Below are 22,199 nucleotides of genomic sequence, written 5' to 3' on the forward strand. Positions count from 1 at the left end.
AAACAGAACAAGCATACACCGGGCTTACAGAATACCAATACACCATACTCATCATGAAAGACATGGGACTTAACAACAAACAGATTGCAGATGCACTCGGTACGAACGACAATGCCATACGCACAATGATATCAAGGATAAAGAAGAGACCGGCAAGTGACAAAAACGCATGAGAATATGAAACAGAGTTTTATACTCTCTATATTTAAAACAACAATCTATCAGCTGTATAATACAATTCAGATGTTAAAACGCCCCCTAAAATTGTAACGTTTATATTTTACTACATTTTTACACATCAAGAAATTTTCATATATTTGCACATCAGAAACAAATGATAATCATTATGAACAGAATACTATTTTTACTCATATCTGTACTCACATTTATCACCTACGGATGTGGCGACAGCGCATGTTACAAGAAACTGATAGAGGTTGATTCACTGACTGAAAATGACATGACCGATTCAGCAAGCAAAGTAATAAAGACTATAGAAAACACATACAACATAAAAGACGGGAAAGAAAGAGCATATTATAGTCTGCTGAAATACCAACTACAATTCAGACAAAACTACATAAATAAAAACATTCATGTTGAGGACAGTCTTATAAATTACAGCATCTTATACTATTCGAATAATGAAGATACACGAAATTTAGCTCTCAGTTATTATCTTAAAGGAAGGACGAGTAAAAATAAAGAAGCCATACGATATCTAAAAAAATCTGAATTTATTGCTAATAAAACAAACAATAATTCTCTAAAGATGAGAATCTGTGGCGCTATATCAACAATAAATGTTGATAATGAAGACTATAAAACAGCTCTTACTTATGGATTGAAATCCATAGAATATGGTAAAAAAGTAAATGATAATGAAACATTAATACAATTTATGCTAAATTTATCGTCTATATATAATAATGTTGGAAAATATGACAGCGCTGTTTTTTTTGCAAACAAATGCATTGATTATTTAGACAAAGTTCCACCTACACAAAAAGCATCCATATATATAAATGTTGCCGCTGCCATAATAAGATCTGATACTATTAAGGCTAAAGAATATGCTCTAAAGTCATTGGAAATAAGAAAATCTAACAACGCCTATCAGATATTGGCAAAATTAGCAAGAGACAGAAAAGACTACGCCCAATCAGAAACATATCTGGAAGAAGCTCTGAAATACAGCCCGAGCGTCGACTGGGAAGCATTCATACTATATGAACTGGCACAGACCAAGGAACACATGGGCAAATACAAGGAAGCAAACATAATATCAAAGAAAGTAATAGAACTCCGAGACAGCGTAGAACATATACATGCCCGAGACAGCATAAAGGAAATACAATTGGCCGCAGAGCTCGACAACAAGAAGCAAAGTGAAATGAAAGCCAAAGACGACTACACAGCTATAATTGTGGTTGTACTGACAACCATCATTGCCATCACTATTGCAGCATACGCCATAAAAAGACGCAAACACAAAAAGTCAATGGACGTCATTGAAAACATGGAAAAGAACATGGAGAACATGGAGAAAGACATCAAGACAATGGAAAAACACGTGGACAATGCAGAAAAGCAGATGGACAAGTACAGGCACAACATAAAGAAACTCGAAGAAAAAAACAAAGAAAAGGAAAAGGAAATAAATGCAGCCGGAAAAGAGACAAGGAAACAACTGGCAAAACTGAAGAAAGAAACGGAAAAGGCAAAACAGAAAGAGACGGAGCTATACCAAAAAGGATTCGACATATATAATAAGGTGAAAAACGGAACAAAAATGCAAGGATGGGACAATGAAAAGATGAAGAGTATTGTCACATTCTACACCACCATCAATACAGACTTCAAGAAACAAACAGAACAAGCATACACCGGGCTTACAGAATACCAATACACCATACTCATCATGAAAGACATGGGACTTAACAACAAACAGATTGCAGATGCGCTCGGTACGAACGACAATGCCATACGCACAATGATATCAAGGATAAAGAAGAGACCAAAAGAACAGTCGCAACAAAATAAAGAATAAACGTCAATCTCTCAAATCATAGTTTTGTCAATATCATATTTTACCTATTCTATTTACACAATCGCATTATATAATTCTTTTATGACCGCAAGAACTAAGTTAGTCAACAAAATTAAACTACATTATCGTCCGGATATAGGATAAACACGCTCTGGATGGATGCGCCCCAACGGGGCAACGAGCACATAGCCCGGGGCAGAGCGTAGCGGCACCCCGGGAACAACACGATTGTACACACTCGCCCTGAAAGGGCAAAAGCATTAATTATCAGGTATTTACAGTTTATATATTGTATGTTTTTATGCTTTTGCCCTTGCAGGGCGCGGGGATTGTCGATGTATGATTCCCGGGGTGCCGCTTCGCTCTGCCCCGGGCTATGTGCTCGCTGCCTTTTCAAGGCGCATCCATCCAAGGCACATCCATCCTATATCCGAGTGATTATGTAGTTTAAAGGCATTGTACCAACAGTACAAGGGCATTGTACCAACAAGTACAAGGGCGCTGTACCAACAGTACAAGGGCGCTGTACCAACAGTACAAGGGCATTGTACCAACAGTACAAGGGCGCTGTACCAACAGTACGAGGGCGCTGTACCAACAGTACGAGGGCGCTGTACCAACAGTACGAGGGCGCTGTACCGGCAGGAGTAACGGCTATTGAAAATGGAAAGCTATATTCACACCAATTCCAAAGCGTAATACTGGTAGTCGTGAAGCAATGTTGTGAGAAACGCCGCATCATCCCGCTCGCGCCGGGTAATGGAAAGATAGCCTTGGATCTTGGCCGACAGGCGGGCCGCCTGATCGGCATTGTATCGCTCTGAGCCGTAGAGCGTCTTGCTGATTACATCGGCCTGACGCAGCGACAGACGGGCCGCCTCAGGATATACCGGCCGATAGTTGCGGCGGGCATAGTCAAACTCGTCGAGCGAGATGTGCAGCCGCTTATAGCCCGAAAGTTTGATGACGAGCGTGCCGGCAGCCATGTCGCCGAGCCGGCGGTTGTTGCGCGTGCAGATGATAAACAGCAGTCCGATGCAGCTGAAGTGCAGGTCGACAAGCAACAGCAGCCACCGCAGCAGATAGTCGCCCACACCAGGCGTGGAGCCGTCGGCCTTGACCACCCGCGTCTTCATGGCCATCTTTCCCAAAGTCTGGCCGTGGTTGAACGTCTCAAGCAGGAAAGAATAGAACACGGCCGGCAAAACCACAATCAACCAGGCTACAACCGTGAACGTGTCTCCGAGGCCGGAAATCCACCTTCCGAAGATGAACGACACCGATACCAGATATACCACAATGACTATCATGTCGATGACACGCTCCGCAATGCGGTCGCCTACACCGGCAGAAGTCTGTGAAATGCGGACGAACTGTCCGGTAATAATGTCGGATACTGCCATAATTTTATTGGTTTATTTTGCAAAAATAAGAAATTTTCCTTATATTTGCCATCGAATATATGAAAGAAATTATCTTTATACGCAATAATATAGATAAGTGGCAGCAGGCCGAACTTATCATGGACGACACCTCGATGCACTCGCCCGACGAGCTGGCCGACACATACATACGGGTAACGGCCGATCTGGCCTTTGCCCGGACGCACTATCCGCAGTCGCGGGTGACGGAATATCTGAACAATCTGGCATCGGCCATCCACAACGAGATATACAGCAACAAGAAAGAGAAGTGGTCGAGACTGATAACATTCTGGACCCGCGAAGTGCCCGTAGTGATGTACAGCGAGCGCCGTCTGCTGGCCGTCTCGCTGCTGATAATGCTCGTCAGCATGGTGATAGGCGCAGTGTCGCAGGCCGCCGACCCGGAGTTTGCCCGTGTAATCCTCGGCGACAGATATGTGGACATGACACTCGACAACATCTCCCGCGGCAAACCGATGGACGTATACTCCGGAGGCAACGAGACAGAAATGTTTCTCGGCATCACCTTCAACAACATCGGAGTAGCCCTGCGCACATATGTCATGGGCATCTTTACCAGTATCGGCACCGGATGGATGCTGCTGTACAACGGCATCATGCTGGGGTGTTTCGAGACGCTCTTCTGGCAGCACGGCCTTCTTGGCGAGTCGGTGCTGTCGGTGTTCCTGCACGGCACACTTGAGATTTCGGCCATCGTCGTGGCCGGTGCCGCCGGTCTGGCCATGGGCAACGGATGGCTCTTTCCCGGCACTTACCCGAGGGGCGTGGCTTTCCGGCGCGGTGCGCGGCGCGGCATGAAGATTGTCGTGGGCACGGTGCCGCTGTTTGTCGTGGCGGGATTCATCGAAGGATTCATCACCCGCCACACAGAACTGCCCGATATGCTGCGGGCGGGAGTGATAGCGCTGTCGGCGGCTTTCGTGATATACTACTTCGTGGTGCTGCCACATAAAACCATTCGCTTCAGAAAGACTAAATACCAACAATATGCAAAGACAAAAGATTGAACTCTACGCAGAACGGACGTTCAGCCGCAAGCTGAGCGACACATTTGATTTCCTGTCGGAGAACGGCAAGGTGCTGTTCAAGTTTCTGGCATACCTGCTTCTGCCGGTCAGCGCCGTACAGGCATTAGGAATGAACTTTTATGCAGGAGACGTAATATCCATAATTGACAATATAAATGCCACAGACCATGCAGACTTCATCATGCATGCCATCATCGGGTATGCCATATTAATGCTGTCTATAATGACGGGAGCGGTTCTCTCTTCATCATTGGTATACGGACTCGTACGCCTCTACGGCAAACGGCAGGAGCGGCTGCAAGGCATCACCATGAGCGAAATGCGCCCAGTTCTGCTGACCAACATATGGCGGACGGTCAAAATGGGTATAGTAATAGCAATAATCATGACTATGGTCATTACGTTGTTAGCGGTTGCTGCTGTCGGCCTTGGTGAAGTAGCCGGTCTTGGCAATGGAGCTGCCGTACTAACGGTATTCATCGGAATAATCGCTGTTTTTGCATGCGGTATACCGCTCGCGCTCACACTTCCTATCTACCTCATAGAAGACGATTCCACCCTTTGGGAATCGCTGACGAAAGCCTTCAGGCTGGGATTCAAGACATGGGGCGGAATATTCGGTGTGCTGTTCGTCATCGGATTTATAGTCCAATTCATCCAGGGCGTGTCGACCATGCCATGGTATATCATGTTAATATTCAAAGGTGTGTTGCTAAGCAGCGACGGGGCTGCGACGATGGTAACTTCGCCGGCATATACATTCGGCATGTATCTGTTCGGTGTGGTACAGGCGTTCGGCATGTATGTGGGATATACCATAATATACGTCGCCACCGCCATACTCTACGGCCATGCGGCAGAGAAGACAGACGGCGTGTCGGTGGAGAGAGACGTGGACAACTTCGAGCAGATGGGTGACGACAATGACGACGACATGGCCCTGTTTGACTCTCCCAAACCTTAAAAACACACTTATCCGAATATGATTGACAACGCTGCCGACACACTGCGCCCCGACACGACACTGCTGAAGACATGGCGTGAGGACGGCGACTACGACTACGCACGCGAGATGATGCAGTCGGACTTCAGCCTGAGCGAGTGGATACTGAGACACATCGACCGGCTGTTGTCAGACATATTCGGCAGCCGGCTATACTACGACAACCGCACGCTGATATGGATATCGATAGGCGTGGTGATACTCGCGGCCATATGCGTGTTCATCTACCGCAAACGGCCCGGGCTGTTCGGAAGCTCCGGGCGGGTTGCTACGGAATATAAGGTGGGCGAAGACACTATATACGGCATAGACTTCGCCGCAGAGACCGAGGAAGCCATGCAACGAAAGGACTATCGCGAGGCTGTAAGGCTGACCTACCTGCACTGTCTGAAGCAACTGACCGACAGGGGGCTTACGGACTGGCAGCCGTGGAAAACCCCGACGGAATATGCCGCAGAAGTGGGGACGCATGATTTCCGGGTGTTCTCCAATCACTTTCTGCGCGTGCGCTACGGCAACTTCGCCGCCACGGAAGCGCTCGCCCTGGAAATGCAGCGCATGAAAGACCGTATCGTAAACGCAAGCCGCAACCATGTGCAAAGCTGTGACAACGGCACGGAGAAAGGAGGAACGCGATGAAAGGCAGCAAAGGCTTCGCAATAGGCTTTACGATATTCATCCTGCTGCTATTTGCCGTGCAGCTGAACATGCCGGGAAGATTCAGCTGGGAACCGACGTTCGCCAACAAGGACAGAAATCCTTTCGGATGTTATGTCTTCGACAGTATCATGGCACAATCGTTGCCACAGGGATACTGTGTGACAAAAAAGACATTGTATCAGATATCCACCGGGCGGGAAAAACGTAACGTGCTCATAGTGACCGACAAATTCCAACCCGACGCAAACGACCTGAAAGCCATAAGGCGCATGGCCGCAAGGGGCGCAAAAGTGATGATCGTGGCCGGAGGCAACAGCACGTATACCGCAGACAGCCTGATGCGTGACAGCATAGGGGCTGTGTTCAAAGGGTTCCCGTACTTCAGCATCAACGGTCTGAAGCAGAAAATAAAAAGCGACATGGAACACGCTCTCGACACCATATACTGGCAGCAGAACGACAGGGTATACGGCAAGGGCGCATACACGACATACTCGATGATGACAGAGAGCCATGTAGGCAATCTCACCGCATTGAGTTTTGACACGCTTGCCACGAGCCGCACACATCTGAATCCGTTGGCCATAAGACGGAGCTTGGGCAAAGGTGAGGTCATACTGGTGGCCACACCGCTGCTCTTCACCAACTACGGCGTGCTTGACGACAACACCACCGGATATGTATTCCGGCTGATGTCGCAGATAGCCGACCGCCGTGTGATACGTACCACGGCATATATGAAAACAGCCGAGGAGCTGGAAGCCGAGCAGTCGCCGCTAAGGGTATTCCTGAAAAAGCCGCCGCTGCGCACGGCCCTGTATCTGGCGCTGGCCGTCATAGCCCTGATGATAATATTCGGTGCACGGCGCAGGCAGCGTATAATACCGGTGGTGGAACCTCCGCAAAACCGCTCACTCGAGTTTGTACAACTCATCGGTACACTATACCACCAGAAAAAAGACCACTCGGACATCGTACGGAAGAAGTTCGGATTCTTCGCCGACGAACTGCGCCGCCTGCTCCTCGTCGACGTTACGGACAAAACAGCCGACAACCATACTTTCGACATCATAGCACAACGTACGGGCATGTCACGCCACGAAGTGGCGGACATCGTCACCGACATACGCCGTGTGGCCGACGGAGAGATGGAAGCCACTGAATATGGCGTGAGACTGTACATCGACAACATGAACATGATAATAGAAAAGATAAGTTAGGGGGATAGAGGAGTTAAAGACATATGCCTTCAGGAATGGAGATGTACGATACATATCAAAAAGACACATTATATAATATGGAACAGAGAACAGACATGACAGTATTCAGCAGCAAAATACAGCAGCTGCGCGACTGCATAGCACGTGTGATTGTGGGACAGGACAAGGCGGTGGAACTCGTGCTGACGTGCATCCTCGCCGACGGGCACGTGCTGATAGAGGGTGTGCCGGGAGTGGCGAAAACGCTCATGGCACGGTTGATGGCACGACTGACAGATGCCCGTTTCTCACGTGTTCAGTTCACACCCGACCTGATGCCGAGCGACGTGCTGGGCACCACCGTACTCAACATGAAGACATCGGAATTTGATTTTCACGAGGGCCCGGTATTTGCCGACATCGTGCTCGTGGACGAGATAAACCGTGCTCCGGCCAAGACGCAAGCCGCGCTGTTCGAGGTGATGGAAGAAAGACAGGTGACGGTGGACGGCACAACCCGACGCATGGGCGATGTATATACCATTCTGGCCACACAGAACCCCGTGGAACAGGAAGGCACTTACAAGCTGCCCGAGGCGCAGCTCGACCGTTTCATGATGAAGGTGACGATGGACTACCCCACAGAAGAGCAGGAAGTGGAAATACTCGAACGCCACAGCAGCAACGCCGCTTTCGTACGACTTGACGACGTCTCGCCCGTAATAACGCTCGGCGAGCTGTTGCAGCTGCGCTCGATGATGGATGCAGTGGTAGTGGACCGCTCGCTGCTGCAATACATAGCGGGTATAGTAAAACAGACACGTACATCGCGCGCCGTATTTCTCGGAGCGTCACCACGCGCCGCTGTGGCCATGTTGCAGGCATCAAAGGCATATGCACTGCTGCAGGGACGTGACTTCGTGACTCCCGACGACATCAAAACCGTGACACCACCAATATTGCAACACCGGCTGATACTCACGGCCGAAGCCGAAATGGAAGGCTACTCAGCACTGAAAGTGGCACAGAAACTGATAGACAAGGTGGAGGTGCCAAAGTAAAAACGGCGGCCGCCGGCAACAAAAAGAAGAATAGGTTATGTTTCTCACGCAAAGATTTTACATAGCTGCCACGGTGGTGACAGTGGTTATCGCTGCCGGCTATCTGGCTATGCCGCTCTACACATTGGGATTGACGATGCTGGCGGCACTGGTCTGCGGTGTCGTCGCAGAAAGCGTGATGCTGTGGAGCCGCAAGGGGATGGACGCACGGAGACGGTGCGCCGAACGGTTTTCGAACGGTGACGACAACGAGGTGATACTGCGCGTGGAAAGCCGATACCCGTTTGGCGTGAGACTGAACGTGACGGACGAAATACCGGTGATATTCCAGCGACGGGACATCGACTTCCGGCTGACATTGCCGCCACGCGGTGAAAAAGCCATAACATACAGTCTGCGACCGACGAAACGTGGCGTATACGGATTCGGAATGATACGTGTGTTTGCCACTACTGCCATAGGACTGGTACAACGACGATTCACATGCGGACATAACGAGGACATCAAGGTATATCCGTCGTATCTCATGCTTCACCGCTACGAAATGCTTGCCATCAGTAACCGTCTGACCGACCTCGGCCTGAAAAAGATAAGACGTGCGGGAAACAACACTGAATTCGAACAGATAAGAGACTACGTAAGGGGCGACGACTCACGCGGCATCAACTGGAAAGCGACGGCACGACGGCATGAACTGATGGTAAACGTTTATCAGGATGAACGTTCGCAACAGGTCTTCTCGGTGATAGACAAGGGCAGGGTGATGCAACAGGCTTTCATGGGCATGACACTGCTCGACTACGCCATCAATGCATCGCTCGTGATGTCGTACGTAGCTACAATCAAGGAGGACAAAGCCGGAATTGTCACTTTCTGCGAACGGTTTGACTCTTACATACCCGCATCACGTCGCACAGGGCAGATGCAACGGCTGCTCGAAAGCCTGTATGCCCAGGAGACATCGTTCGGCGAAAGCGACTTCTCTGCTTTGGTCAGCGGTATCAACACCAATGTGAACAAACGCTCGCTGCTCATTCTATACACCAACTTCAGCGGCATGACATCAATGAAACGCCAACTGCCATATCTCCATCTGCTTAACAACCGTCACCGACTGCTCGTGGTGTTCTTCGAAGACCGCGAACTGAAAGACTATATCTCCAGCCGGCCCGACACAACCGAAGAATATTACCGCCACGTGATAGCGGAGAAATTTGCCAATGAACAGCGTACTATTGTCTCCGCACTGAAACGCAACGGTATAATGAGTGTGCTCACCACTCCGGAAAACCTGTCTGTGGATGTAATAAACAAGTATCTTGAAGTGAAAGCAAGAGGGATTCTTTAGGAGTTTTTATTCAGAAATCAAGAGGTTTCTTTTTTTTTTTGGGGGGGTAAGGGCAACCTGAATAATTCATGGGCATGCATTATTGAATAGAACAACTGAAGTCCGGGCATGAACAACGGGGACGCCATGAATGATAACGGGAACATTTAACGATAACGGGAAACCTTGAATGATAACGGGGAACCTTGAACGATAACGGGGAACCTTGAACGATAACGGGGAACCTTGAACGATAACGGGGAACCTTGAACGATAACAGGGAACCTTGAACGATAACAGGGACGCCCTGAAAGGGCTACAAGCACATAGCCCGGGGCAGAGCGAAGCGGCACCCCGGGATTTATACATTCCATTCCACTGCGCCCTGAAAGGGCAAAAGCATAATATATATACAATACAAAAAAAATGTAAATATCTGATAATTAACGCTTTTGCCCTTTCAGGGCGAATGGATTCAATTGAAATTTCCCGGGGTGCCGCTTCGCTCTGCCCCGGGCTATGTGCTCATTGCCCTTGCAGGGCGCAAACATCCAAAGCACACATATTCATTGTATACAAATTCATGACATAAACATTCATTGCACACAAATTCATGGTATACAAATCCATGACATAAACATTCATTGCACACAAATTCATGGTATACAAATCCATGACATAAACATTCATTGCACACAAATTCATGGTATACAAATCCATGACACACAAATTCAATGTCAATATAAGTGAATCATTTCAAATGTAAAGCTCTTGGCTATTCTATTCAAAATTGTATGCGTATGGATTATCCAAGTTAAAGGATGTTTATATCCTTTGAACTCCATCAAACCTCTTGATTTCCAAGTCTCAGGCTTCTCCTTTATTGCCTACATTGAAAGGAGCTATTGTGCGCGGACCTTGCTGGCCCTGGTTCTGAATCTTTATCTGTCCGAACTCCTTCTCATAACGCACAATGTTCTCCTGAAGCGCCATAAGCAGGCGTTTGGCATGTTCGGGTGCCAGAATGACACGGCTGCGTACCTGTGCCTTTGGCACTCCTGGCAGCACTCGGGCGAAGTCCAGCACGAAGTCGCTGCTTGAATGAGTTATTATCGCGAAGTTTGCATATTCTCCCTGTGCAGTTTCCTGCGGAAGTTCTATCTGGAACTGTCCCTGTTGCTTGTTTTCGTTTTCGTTCATAATTATAATTGTTTTAAATTAGGATTGTCGCTCTCACAAAGGTAATACTTTTATCGTAAACGACAAACTGTAGCTGGAATAAACCTGTCCATTTAACGTATGTTAAACACTGGCAGGGGACGCAGGAATGCCAAGATACTCAAAAAATCTGTCAGGCCAATAGTTCATAATCAACTCATCGGGAAAATCCGTCTCAGCCACAAGAGGCAGCAACCGGTCATAGTCGGCTATCTGAAAAGAGATATGGGCATCGCTACCCATGATGACGGGAACATGATGCTGCTTGCACAGACGCAATATCTTGAGATTATTGTCGCGGGCCATGAGTTTTCCACGCACGGGAGCAAGCGAATGATTGTTGATTTCGAGCAACGTATGTGACTCGGCAGCCGCATGCACAAGCGGTTCGAAATGAAGCGGGGCTGTGCCGTCAGCCGGATGGCTTATAATGTGAATCTTGGGATGACGTATCGCCGCAATCATACCTGCGGTGTTGTCATCGGCTGTTCCTCCACTCCAGCAGTTGCTGTGTATACCGGCTATGCGCAGATCGAGCATGTCAAGATATGAATCGTCGAGGTCGAGCGTACCCCGAGTGTCAAGGATATTAATCTCGCAACCCATCAACAGACGCACTCCATACATGCTGCGCGGCACCACGTGCATGTTGCGAAAGTAAAGCAAGGGGCATGTGCCTGGTATGCTCGGGCCGTGTTCGGTGATTCCCAGTACCTCGATTCCCTTATCGGCCGCGGCACGCGCCATCTCCTGCAGACTGCTATAGGCGTGTCCTGAGACCACCGTATGTGTATGCACGTCGAGCAGTGGTCTTCTGACAGCGACATGATTTGCTGAATGCTCCATATATGTAATGACTGTATATTTCCTGCTGTAAAGATAACAAAAATAATACAAATGTGGAAAAAGGGATACCGCATACAGCATTTTATTAAAGATTATTTTGCAGATAACGGAAAAAATCATATATTTGCAGCGTCTATTCCCGACAAGGGGATGTGGCACACAACATTGAACATAATAACAAATGACAATCAAAGAATCAAAAACCAACAAGTCAACACGCCGCGCGGCTTCCTGACGTAAAGCCTTTACGGATAATTTGACTTGACTGTGATGACGGCGCAAAGGGCATTGGATATATGATGTCTGCGTGTGCCGGCAGTATGGTTTATTGGCTCTTTGACATTTTTTGCATACCGTCTTTGCCAACGACATGGGAAGGCAAAGAACAATCAAACCAAGATTCTTTCCATCAACCGGAAATATCCGTTGACGGAAAAATCCACCAACTCAAGATTTCCGATATCAGGAAATTGAAAACCAAGAACAGGTATTTCCATTTTTCAAACTTTTAAAAATCATTTGTTATTATGAAGAATCCCATTTTGCGCTTCTGGCTCACAGACGAGTGCAACTACACCGTATCCGAATACTCCAACCACGGACTGACAACAGAGATATGCTTCGGCCAAGAAACAAAAGGAATAAAGAGCATAGAGCTGCGTGCCTTCACCGATGATTATCACTACATGGGACGGGTGAAAAAACTGTTCACCCCCGACAAATACATCAGCCGCAGCCGGATGGACCTGGTGTCGGTAGACGAGTGGGACAACGGAGTATACTACATTTTTGTATATATCAACAACGAGCCAAGCATGTTTGCAAAGGCCGAGCTAAAACTGTTCCACTATCTGCCGTACAAGGTTGAACTGGCATCAATCGACAACAGCGAACTGCTCACCGACGATATAAGGCAACACACCATTGACCGCACGGACGACTATGCCATCCCCCACCCCAAAAACACCGGCTACAGAAAAGACTTCAAAACGGAAGACGACGTGACCGACGACACGGAGATCCACGCGAAAGGCGAAGAAGAGAAAGACGCACTTGAAACAGCAATCGAAAACTTTATAGCCAAAGAATTGGACCAGCACGACGAAACCGATAACACCACATCTCCGGAAGTAAAGGAAACTGAAGAAACGAAAGAAACTAAAGATACGAATGAAGCGCTCCAACCGTCGGCCGAGGAGGAACTGGAAAAGATGGTGGGGCTGGGCCGGCTAAAAAATGAGCTGAGGGACGCGCGGCTGATGGCCATGTTCGAAGAACGGCGCAGAGCTCTGCACCTCGACACCACGAAAGAACGACGTCATCACATGCTCTTCCTTGGCAACCCCGGCACAGGAAAGACCACCGTGGCACGTCTCGTTGGCAGGATGTACCACAAGATGGGACTGCTGTCGAAAGGGCACACCGTAGAGACGGAACGGTCGAAACTGTTGGGCGAATATATCGGCCAGACCGAGAAAAACACCGCCAAAGCCATACGTATGGCACGTGGCGGAGTGCTGTTTGTAGACGAAGCATACACTCTGGTGAACAGTGTGTCAAAAGAAAACAACGACTTCGGCAAGGAGGTGCTCAACGCCCTGCTCACAGTACTTACCGAACCCGAACCCGACATGATAATAATCCTGGCTGGATATGAGAAACAGATGCAGACAATGCTGAACTTCAACCCCGGGCTGAAAGAACGCTTCCCGCTGGTGTTCCACTTCGAGGATTACACGGCAGAGGAGCTAAAGACAATAGCCCGCAACCTGTGCAAGGCCGACAACTACACCCTGACGCCCGAGGCCGACAACGAACTGTGCCGGCTAATAGAGAGAGCCGAGGCACAGCGCGACGAATATTTCAGCAACGGACGATGGGTGAACAACCTCATCCGGCACGGAGTGATAAAGAGCATGGCACGGCGGGTGATGTCGGCTCCCCACCGCGATGACGACTGCAATCTGTTTGCCACCATCGAGGCATGCGACGTATCCGAAGCAGCAAGCGCATTCTTGAAACAGCCGGCTCCGGCCCCCATGCGCATAGGATTCACAGCATAGATATGAAAAAGCAGAGGCATGGCCCATTGCACTGCCACACCTCTGCTTTTATATTCTCTACGCACACAATGTCATTGAGTGGTAGTTCGCATTATTTATGTAATATTGTTCAGTCCTTATTCTCTACAACTGCCTCAGCTGCGAAGTCGATAACGTTCTTGCGGTTGGCCTGAATGCGGTCATACTCTTCTTTGGAGCCGACAATAATCTTCTCAAATTCACGCAGACCGGTACCGGCAGGGATAAGGTGACCGCAAATAACGTTCTCTTTCATACCCTCAAGACGGTCTACCTTTCCGCGGATGGCAGCCTCATTGAGCACTTTGGTGGTCTCCTGGAACGATGCTGCCGACATGAAACTCTTGGTCTGTAGAGCAGCACGTGTTATACCCTGCAGAATCTGAGTAGACGTAGCCGGCACAGCATCACGCACCTGAACGATGCGGAGGTCACGGCGCTTGAGCGACGAGTTCTCGTCGCGCAACTTACGGGCGGTGACTATCTGTCCGGGATGCAGATTCTCACTGTCTCCGGCATCGGTCACCACTTTCTTGCCCCAAATGCGGTCGTTCTCGGCAGAGAAGTCGAGCTTATCCACAACTTCCTGCTCGAGGAATGCCGTATCACCCGGATCATTGATCTGAACCTTGCGCATCATCTGACGCACGATAATCTCAAAATGCTTGTCGTTAATCTTCACACCCTGCAAACGATACACATCCTGAACCTCATTCACGATATATTCCTGTACGGCAGTAGGCCCCTTGATGGCCAAAATATCGGCCGGAGTGATTACACCGTCGGAAAGCGGGGTTCCGGCACGCACGGCATCGTGCTCCTGCACCAGAATCTGCTTGGACAACGACACAAGATACTTGCGCTGCTCGCCGGTCTTGGATGTAACGATTATCTCACGGTTACCACGCTTTACCTTACCCATCGTCACCTCACCGTCAATCTCGGAAACGACAGCAGGGTTGGACGGATTGCGAGCCTCGAAGAGTTCGGTAACACGTGGAAGACCTCCGGTGATGTCACCGGCCTTACCCACGGCACGAGGAATCTTGACAAGCGTCTCACCGGTCTTGACAGTCTGACCGTCTTCTACGACAACGTGACCTCCCACAGGGAAGTTGTATGTACCTATCTTCTCACCTGAGGCATCGAATACATCGCATGTAGGCACCTTCGATTTGTCTTTCGACTCGGTGATAATCTTCTCTGTCAGTCCGGTGGTCTCGTCTGTCTCGGCACGGAATGTAACACCTTCTATCACGTCGTTGAACTTCAGACGACCTTCATACTCAGTCACGATAACGGCGTTGAACGGGTCCCACTGGGCAATCTTGTCACCCTTGGCTACAACATCACCTGTCTTATAATAAAGCGAAGAACCGTAAGGAACGTTCATTGTAGAGAGCACGATATTGGTGTTGGGGTCAACGAAACGGACCTCACCCAAACGGCTTACAACCATCTCACACTTGCGGCCGTCCTCGTCGAACGGTACAGTACGCAACTCCTCAAACTCAAGTTTACTGTCATTCTTTGCCACAATCGAGGCATTGGCGGCTGCATTGGCAGCCACACCACCGGCGTGGAACGTACGTAGGGTAAGCTGGGTACCCGGCTCACCGATGGCCTGAGCAGCAATCACACCTACAGCCTCGCCTTTCTGAACCATACGACGTGTTGCAAGGTTACGGCCGTAACACTTCATGCAGACACCATGTTTGCTCTCGCATGTGAGCACCGAACGAATCTCGACACTCTCGATAGGCGAATTTTCTATACGCTGTGCTATAGGTTCCGTGATTTCCTCACCGGCAGGAAGTATTATTTCACCTGTTGTCGGATCTACGATATCGTGTACAGACACACGACCAAGAATGCGCTCGGAAAGAGTCGATATGACCTCGTCGCCATTCTTCAATGCCGTACAAACAAGTCCGCGCAACGTTCCACAATCTTCCTCGTTGATGATGACGTCATGAGAAACGTCGACAAGACGACGTGTAAGATATCCGGCATCGGCCGTCTTCATGGCTGTGTCGGCAAGACCCTTACGGGCACCGTGGGTCGAGATGAAGTATTCGAGTACCGACATACCTTCCTTGAAGTTGGAAAGAATAGGGTTCTCGATAATCTGCGCGCCTTCGGCACCGGCTTTCTGCGGTTTGGCCATCAGTCCGCGCATACCCGAAAGCTGACGAATCTGGTCCTTAGAACCACGGGCACCGGAGTCGAGCATCATGAATACGGCGTTGAATCCCTGATCGGCCTCGGTCATCTCTTTCATCAGCACATTGCCGAGGTCGTTGTTTACGTGGGTCCATGTGTCGATTACCTGATTGTAACGCTCGGTATCGGTGATGAATCCCATATTGTAGTTTTCCGTAATCTGACGGATTTCCTCATTACCCTTTTCAACAAGTGCGGCCTTCTCTTCAGGAATGATAATGTCATCAAGGTTGAACGAAAGTCCGGCCTGGTATGCCATGCGATAACCGAGGTTCTTGATTCCGTCAAGGAATTCGCATGCTTCGGCAAAACCAACCGTCTTGATAACATCGGCAATGATGTCACGCAGACTTTTCTTTGAGATTACCTTGTTTACGAATCCTACTTCCTCAGGAACTATTCCGTTGACAATCACACGACCCACAGACGTCTCAACCATGCGGTCTACAAGATTGCCGTTCTCGTCAAGGTCTTTTACTACAACTTTCACCTGAGCATGAAGGTCACATTTTCCTTCGTTATGGGCAATGATGGCTTCCTCGGGACCATAGAACGTGAGTCCCTCACCCTTTGCTCCCGGACGAATCTTGGTGATATAGTAGAGTCCGAGCACCATATCTTGAGAAGGCACGGTAATAGGAGCGCCATTCGCAGGATTGAGGATGTTATGACTCTGAAGCATCAGAATCTGTGCCTCGAGCACGGCCTCGTTGCCGAGCGGGAGGTGAACGGCCATCTGGTCACCGTCGAAGTCGGCATTGAAAGCCGTACATGCCAACGGATGCAACTGAATGGCCTTGCCTTCGATAAGTTTAGGCTGAAAAGCCTGAATACCAAGACGGTGAAGTGTCGGGGCACGGTTAAGGAGCACGGGGTGACCCTTCATCACGTTCTCAAGAATGTCCCATATTACCGGTTCGCGACGGTCTACAATCTTCTTGGCACTCTTAACCGTCTTCACGATGCCACGTTCGATGAGCTTACGGATGATGAACGGCTTATAAAGCTCGGCTGCCATCAACTTTGGCAGACCACACTCACCCATCTTCAATTCAGGACCTACGACGATAACCGAACGTGCTGAATAGTCCACACGCTTACCGAGAAGGTTCTGACGGAAACGACCCTGCTTTCCCTTCAGTGAGTCGGAAAGTGATTTTAGCGGACGGTTGCTGTCGCTCTTCACTGCACTGCTCTTTCGTGAGTTGTCGAAAAGGCTGTCTACTGCCTCCTGCAACATACGCTTCTCGTTGCGGAGGATAACCTCGGGAGCCTTAATCTCGAGCAGACGCTTCAAACGGTTGTTACGTATGATGACACGACGATAAAGGTCATTGAGGTCAGTTGTGGCGAAACGACCGCCATCCAGCGGAACAAGCGGACGAAGTTCGGGGGGGATAACGGGGATTATCTTCATTATCATCCATTCCGGACGGTTCACATCCTTGCTCGAACGGAACGCCTCCACCACCTGCAAACGCTTTAATGCCTCATTCTTACGCTGCATTGACGAGTCGCTGTTGGCACGGTCACGCAGTTCATAAGACAATGAGTCGAGATCAATACGTGTCAGCAAATCATAGATAGCCTCGGCACCCATTTTGGCAATGAACTTGTTAGGATCACTGTCGTCAAGATAGTCGTTCTCAGGAGAGATATAGTTGTCAAGTATATCGTTGTATTCGTCCTCTGAAAGCAAGTCATACATATTGGAGCCTAAAGCATCGTTGCCTTCAGCGTCCTTACGTCCGGCCATCAGACCAGGCTGTATAACTACGTAACGTTCATAATAAATGATAGAATCGAGTTTCTTAGTAGGCAGACCGAGCAAATAACCAATCTTGTTGGGCAATGAACGGAAATACCATATATGAGCCACAGGAACAACAAGCTCTATATGTCCCGTACGTTCACGGCGCACCTTTTTCTCGGTCACCTCTACACCGCACCGGTCACAGACGATGCCTTTATAGCGAATACGCTTGTATTTGCCGCAGGCACACTCATAGTCCTTTGTCGGACCGAAGATGCGTTCACAGAAAAGGCCGTCACGCTCGGGCTTATAGGTACGGTAGTTGATGGTCTCCGGCTTGATAACCTCACCAAAAGAACTCTCAAGTACCTCTTCAGGGGAAGACAGACCGATGGTGATCTTGGTAAAATTACTCTTTATCTTTGAATCTTTCTTGAAAGCCATATTTACTTTGATTGTATATTGTTATGTAAAGAGTTTACTTTTATTAATCGAGGGTAACACTCAGACCAAGTCCCTTTAGCTCATGGAGCAACACGTTAAGAGACTCCGGTATACCCGGTGTCGGCATGGGTTCGCCCTTGACAATTGCCTCATAAGCCTTGCTTCGGCCCACAACATCGTCAGACTTGACAGTAAGGATTTCCTGAAGTACATGACTGGCACCGAATGCTTCGAGTGCCCAAACCTCCATCTCTCCGAAACGTTGTCCACCGAACTGAGCCTTACCTCCAAGAGGTTGCTGGGTGATGAGCGAGTACGGTCCAATGGAACGGGCATGCATCTTGTCCTCAACCATATGACCGAGTTTGAGGAAGTATGTGATCCCCACAGTCGCCGGCTGATCAAAACGCTCTCCTGTCTCACCGTCATAAAGATGTGTGGAGCAGAGATGCGGCAATCCGGCCTTATCGGTCCATTCTGCAAGGTCTTCCAGTTTTGCTCCGTCGAAGATAGGGGTAGCGAACTTCACGCCGAGACGTCTTCCGGCCGCACCGAGAATAGCCTCGAATATCTGACCGAGGTTCATACGCGATGGTACACCCAACGGATTAAGTACCAAGTCTACAGGACGCCCATCCTCAAGGAACGGCATATCCTCCTGGCGTACCACCTTTGACACAATACCTTTGTTGCCGTGACGTCCGGCCAGCTTGTCACCCACACCAATCTTGCGCTTCTTGGCAACATAAACCTTGGCCATCTGAAGGATACCGGAAGGCAATTCGTCACCGATTGTGATGGCAAACTTCTTACGCTTCATCTCGGCATCGAGCAACTTGTACTTCTTCATGAAGTTGATTATCAACTTCGAAATCATGTCATTGGCATGCTCGTCGTTTGTCCAGTTGCTTATCTGTATGTCACCATATTCAAGATTCTTGAGATTGGTCATGGTGAACTTACTGCCCTTTGTGATAATCTCTGCACCGGTATAGTCCTTGACTCCCTGCGACACCTTGCCTTCAGTAAGAGTAAGCAGCTTGTCCACGAGAATATCTTTCAAGTCATCAACCTTTGCCTCATATTCCTCGTCAATCTTCGCCAGAACAATCTTATCCTGCTGTTTTGTCTGACGGGTCTTAATGGCACGGGCAAACAATTTTTTGTCGATTACCACACCCGTAAGTGACGGATTGGCCTTAAGCGAAGAATCCTTCACATCGCCGGCCTTGTCACCGAAAATGGCACGGAGCAACTTCTCTTCCGGTGACGGATCGCTCTCACCCTTAGGAGAAATCTTACCTATAAGAATGTCACCCGGCTCAACACGAGCACCGACACGGATAATACCATTGTCGTCAAGATCTTTGGTTGCCTCTTCACTGACATTAGGAATATCGCTTGTAAATTCTTCCACACCGCGTTTTGTCTCACGCACGTCAAGGGAATACTCATCTACATGTACAGACGTCAATACATCGTCACGAACAATACGCTCATTCAGCACAATGGCATCCTCATAGTTGTAACCCTTCCACGGCATGTAAGCTACAAGCAGATTGCGTCCCAAAGCAAGTTCACCGTTCTCGGTGGCATATCCCTCGGTAAGGATATCGCCGGCCTTCACCCTCTGTCCCTTGCTGCACATCGGACGAAGGTCGATGGTCATATTCTGGTTGGTACGGCGGAATTTGGCTATGCGGTATTCCTTCAACGCCGGCTCGAAGCTGACAAATTCCTCATCCTCCGTACGGTCATAAAGGATACGTATCGTTGTGGCATCGACATATTCAATCACACCGTCACCCTCGGCTGTCACCATCGTACGAGAGTTCTCGCACACCTGCTTCTCAATACCCGTTCCTACAATAGGAGCTTCGTTATGCAGCAACGGCACAGCCTGGCGCATCATGTTCGATCCCATCAGCGCACGGTGAGCATCGTCGTGCTCAAGGAATGGAATGAGCGAAGCGGCAATAGATGCTATCTGCTGCGGCGACACGTCCATAAGGTCAACATTTGAAGGCGGAACCACTGGGAAGTCGGCATCCTGACGGCATTTCACCACATCACGTATAAATGTTCCATCGTCGTTCAGCGGGGCATTTCCCTGTCCGATGATATGATCTTCCTCCTCCTCGGCAGTGAGATATACCACATCTTCATTTTTCAGATTGGCAATACCGTCTTCCACCTTACGGTAAGGAGTCTCGATAAATCCGAGTTCATTAATTTTTGCATAAACACACAGAGACGAAATCAAACCGATGTTCGGACCTTCAGGGCTCTCGATCGGGCAGAGACGTCCATAGTGAGTATAGTGCACGTCACGCACCTCAAATCCGGCACGTTCACGTGACAGACCGCCAGGACCTAAGGCTGACAGACGACGCTTGTGAGTAACCTCGGCAAGCGGATTGGTCTGGTCCATAAACTGTGACAACGGATTGGTACCGAAGAACGAGTTTATAACACTTGATATTGTCTTGGCGTTGATAAGATCCGTCGGTGTGAATACCTCGTTGTCACGCACGTTCATGCGCTCACGGATAGTACGGCTCATACGCGCCAGACCGATAGAGAACTGATTGCTCAACTGCTCGCCAACGGTACGCACACGACGGTTTGAAAGATGGTCGATATCATCCACTGTAGCCTTGGAATTAATCAACTGTATAAGGTACTTGATGATTTCGATTATATCTTCTTTAGTGAGTACACGGACATCCATCTCAGTGTCCAGACCCAACTTCCTGTTTATACGATAACGGCCCACGTCACCCAAGTCGTAACGCTTGTCGGAGAAGAACAGGTTCTGTATAACCTCGCGTGCACTTGCATCATCGGCAGGATCCGCATTACGCAACTGGCGATAGATATAAAGCACGGCTTCCTTCTCTGAGTTACTCGGGTCTTTCTGCAACGTGTTGAAAATGATTGAGAAATCCTGGGCTACTGTCTCGTCCTTGTGGACAAGGATGGTATGCGCTCCACTTTCAAGAATCTCGTTGACATTGTCCTCGGTAATTTCCGTCTCGCGCTCCATTATCACCTCATTGCGCTCGATAGAAACAACCTCACCGGTATCCTCGTCCACGAAATCCTCATTCCAACTCTTCAACACGCGTGCCGCCAGTTTACGTCCCAAGGCCTTTTTCATGTTGGCCTTGTTAACTTTCATCTCCTCTGCCAAATCGAAAATCTGAAGAATATCTTTATCTGTCTCAAAACCGATGGCACGGAGCAATGTAGTAACAGGCAACTTCTTCTTACGGTCTATATAGGCATACATCACATTGTTGATGTCCGTGGCAAACTCTATCCATGAACCCTTAAACGGAATAATACGGGCAGAATACAGCAATGAGCCGTTGGCATGCACACTTTGTCCGAAGAACACACCAGGTGAACGGTGCAACTGCGATACGACAACACGCTCAGCACCGTTAATCACAAATGTTCCGTTGGCCGTCATATAAGGAATCGGGCCAAGGAATACATCCTGAATAACAGTACCGAAATCCTCATGATCCGGATCCGTACAATACAGTTTCAGTTTTGCCTTCAACGGTACACTATATGTCAATCCGCGTTCCAGACACTCATCAATAGAATAGCGCGGAGGATCGATATAGTAATCCAGGAACTCAAGAACAAAATTATTACGTGTATCGGTGATAGGGAAGTTCTCTGCGAACACCTTATACAGACCGTCATTCTTGCGTTCCTCAGGCGGAGTATCCAACTGTAGGAAGTCTTTGAAAGACTTTAATTGCACATCGAGAAAATCCGGAAACGGCATCGGATTCTTGACGCTGCCAAAGTTTACTCTGTTATCTACTAATTTTGAAGCCATAAAAT

14 protein-coding genes are annotated in these 22,199 nt (G+C 48.8%); 9 read left to right on the forward strand and 5 right to left on the reverse strand.

Going from position 1 to position 22,199, the window contains the following annotated elements; all coding sequences use genetic code 11:
• The coding region (locus HPS55_RS14385; RefSeq protein WP_172324925.1) for a sigma factor-like helix-turn-helix DNA-binding protein at positions 1-173 on the forward strand (173 nt) is incomplete at its 5' end.
• 287 nt (positions 174-460) lie between these two features.
• Positions 461-2,050: a hypothetical protein gene (locus tag HPS55_RS09385; protein ID WP_172324927.1), complete on the forward strand. Its 1,590-nt coding sequence runs from the start codon at positions 461-463 to the stop codon at positions 2,048-2,050.
• Between the two features lie 677 nt (positions 2,051-2,727).
• Here the strand turns inward: HPS55_RS09385 and HPS55_RS09390 are convergent.
• Positions 2,728-3,453 (reverse strand): RDD family protein, encoded by a 726-nt coding sequence (locus HPS55_RS09390; protein WP_172174154.1) that lies wholly within the window; start codon positions 3,451-3,453, stop codon positions 2,728-2,730.
• Between the two features lie 59 nt (positions 3,454-3,512).
• Here HPS55_RS09390 and HPS55_RS09395 point away from each other — a divergent pair, with 59 nt between their 5' ends.
• The 6 genes from HPS55_RS09395 to HPS55_RS09420 are packed head-to-tail and all read left to right on the forward strand — an operon-like array spanning position 3,513 to position 9,794.
• Positions 3,513-4,502, forward strand: a complete 990-nt coding sequence (locus HPS55_RS09395) for a stage II sporulation protein M (protein WP_172174157.1) — start codon at positions 3,513-3,515, stop codon at positions 4,500-4,502.
• A complete protein-coding gene (locus HPS55_RS09400; protein ID WP_172174160.1) occupies positions 4,483-5,487 on the forward strand; it encodes a DUF962 domain-containing protein in 1,005 nt (334 codons plus the stop codon). The genes HPS55_RS09395 and HPS55_RS09400 overlap by 20 nt, the downstream gene beginning before the upstream one ends.
• 18 nt (positions 5,488-5,505) lie before the next feature.
• A complete protein-coding gene (locus tag HPS55_RS09405) occupies positions 5,506-6,165 on the forward strand; it encodes a DUF4129 domain-containing protein (protein ID WP_172174163.1) in 660 nt (219 codons plus the stop codon).
• Positions 6,162-7,406, forward strand: a complete 1,245-nt coding sequence (locus HPS55_RS09410; protein WP_172174166.1) for a DUF4350 domain-containing protein — start codon at positions 6,162-6,164, stop codon at positions 7,404-7,406. Before HPS55_RS09405 ends, HPS55_RS09410 begins: the two co-directional genes overlap by 4 nt.
• A gap of 41 nt (positions 7,407-7,447) precedes the next feature.
• Complete coding sequence (locus HPS55_RS09415; RefSeq protein WP_410543863.1) at positions 7,448-8,446, forward strand: AAA family ATPase; 999 nt, start codon at positions 7,448-7,450, stop codon at positions 8,444-8,446.
• A gap of 37 nt (positions 8,447-8,483) precedes the next feature.
• Positions 8,484-9,794: a DUF58 domain-containing protein gene (locus HPS55_RS09420; RefSeq protein ID WP_172174169.1), complete on the forward strand. Its 1,311-nt coding sequence runs from the start codon at positions 8,484-8,486 to the stop codon at positions 9,792-9,794.
• 846 nt (positions 9,795-10,640) lie between these two features.
• Here the strand turns inward: HPS55_RS09420 and HPS55_RS09425 are convergent.
• Positions 10,641-10,973, reverse strand: coding sequence for a DUF3467 domain-containing protein (locus HPS55_RS09425; protein WP_172174172.1), 333 nt, complete (start codon positions 10,971-10,973; stop codon positions 10,641-10,643).
• A 102-nt stretch (positions 10,974-11,075) separates the two neighbouring features.
• Positions 11,076-11,837 carry a phosphatase gene (locus tag HPS55_RS09430; protein WP_172174175.1) on the reverse strand — a complete coding sequence of 254 codons (762 nt, stop codon included), beginning with the start codon at positions 11,835-11,837 and terminating at the stop codon, positions 11,076-11,078.
• 527 nt (positions 11,838-12,364) lie between these two features.
• Here HPS55_RS09430 and HPS55_RS09435 point away from each other — a divergent pair.
• Positions 12,365-13,900, forward strand: a complete 1,536-nt coding sequence (locus HPS55_RS09435; protein WP_172174178.1) for an AAA family ATPase — start codon at positions 12,365-12,367, stop codon at positions 13,898-13,900.
• Positions 13,901-14,009: 109 nt separating this feature from the next.
• Here HPS55_RS09435 and rpoC read toward each other — a convergent pair whose 3' ends face one another.
• Both rpoC and rpoB read right to left on the reverse strand, forming a co-directional pair.
• Positions 14,010-18,338: a DNA-directed RNA polymerase subunit beta' gene (gene rpoC / locus HPS55_RS09440; RefSeq protein ID WP_172174181.1), complete on the reverse strand. Its 4,329-nt coding sequence runs from the start codon at positions 18,336-18,338 to the stop codon at positions 14,010-14,012.
• A 43-nt stretch (positions 18,339-18,381) separates the two neighbouring features.
• Positions 18,382-22,194, reverse strand: coding sequence for a DNA-directed RNA polymerase subunit beta (gene rpoB / locus HPS55_RS09445; protein ID WP_172174184.1), 3,813 nt, complete (start codon positions 22,192-22,194; stop codon positions 18,382-18,384).
• Positions 22,195-22,199: the final 5 nt, after the last annotated feature.

The organism is Xylanibacter rodentium (assembly GCF_013166575.1).
Classification (GTDB): Bacteria; Bacteroidota; Bacteroidia; order Bacteroidales; family Bacteroidaceae; genus Prevotella; species Prevotella rodentium.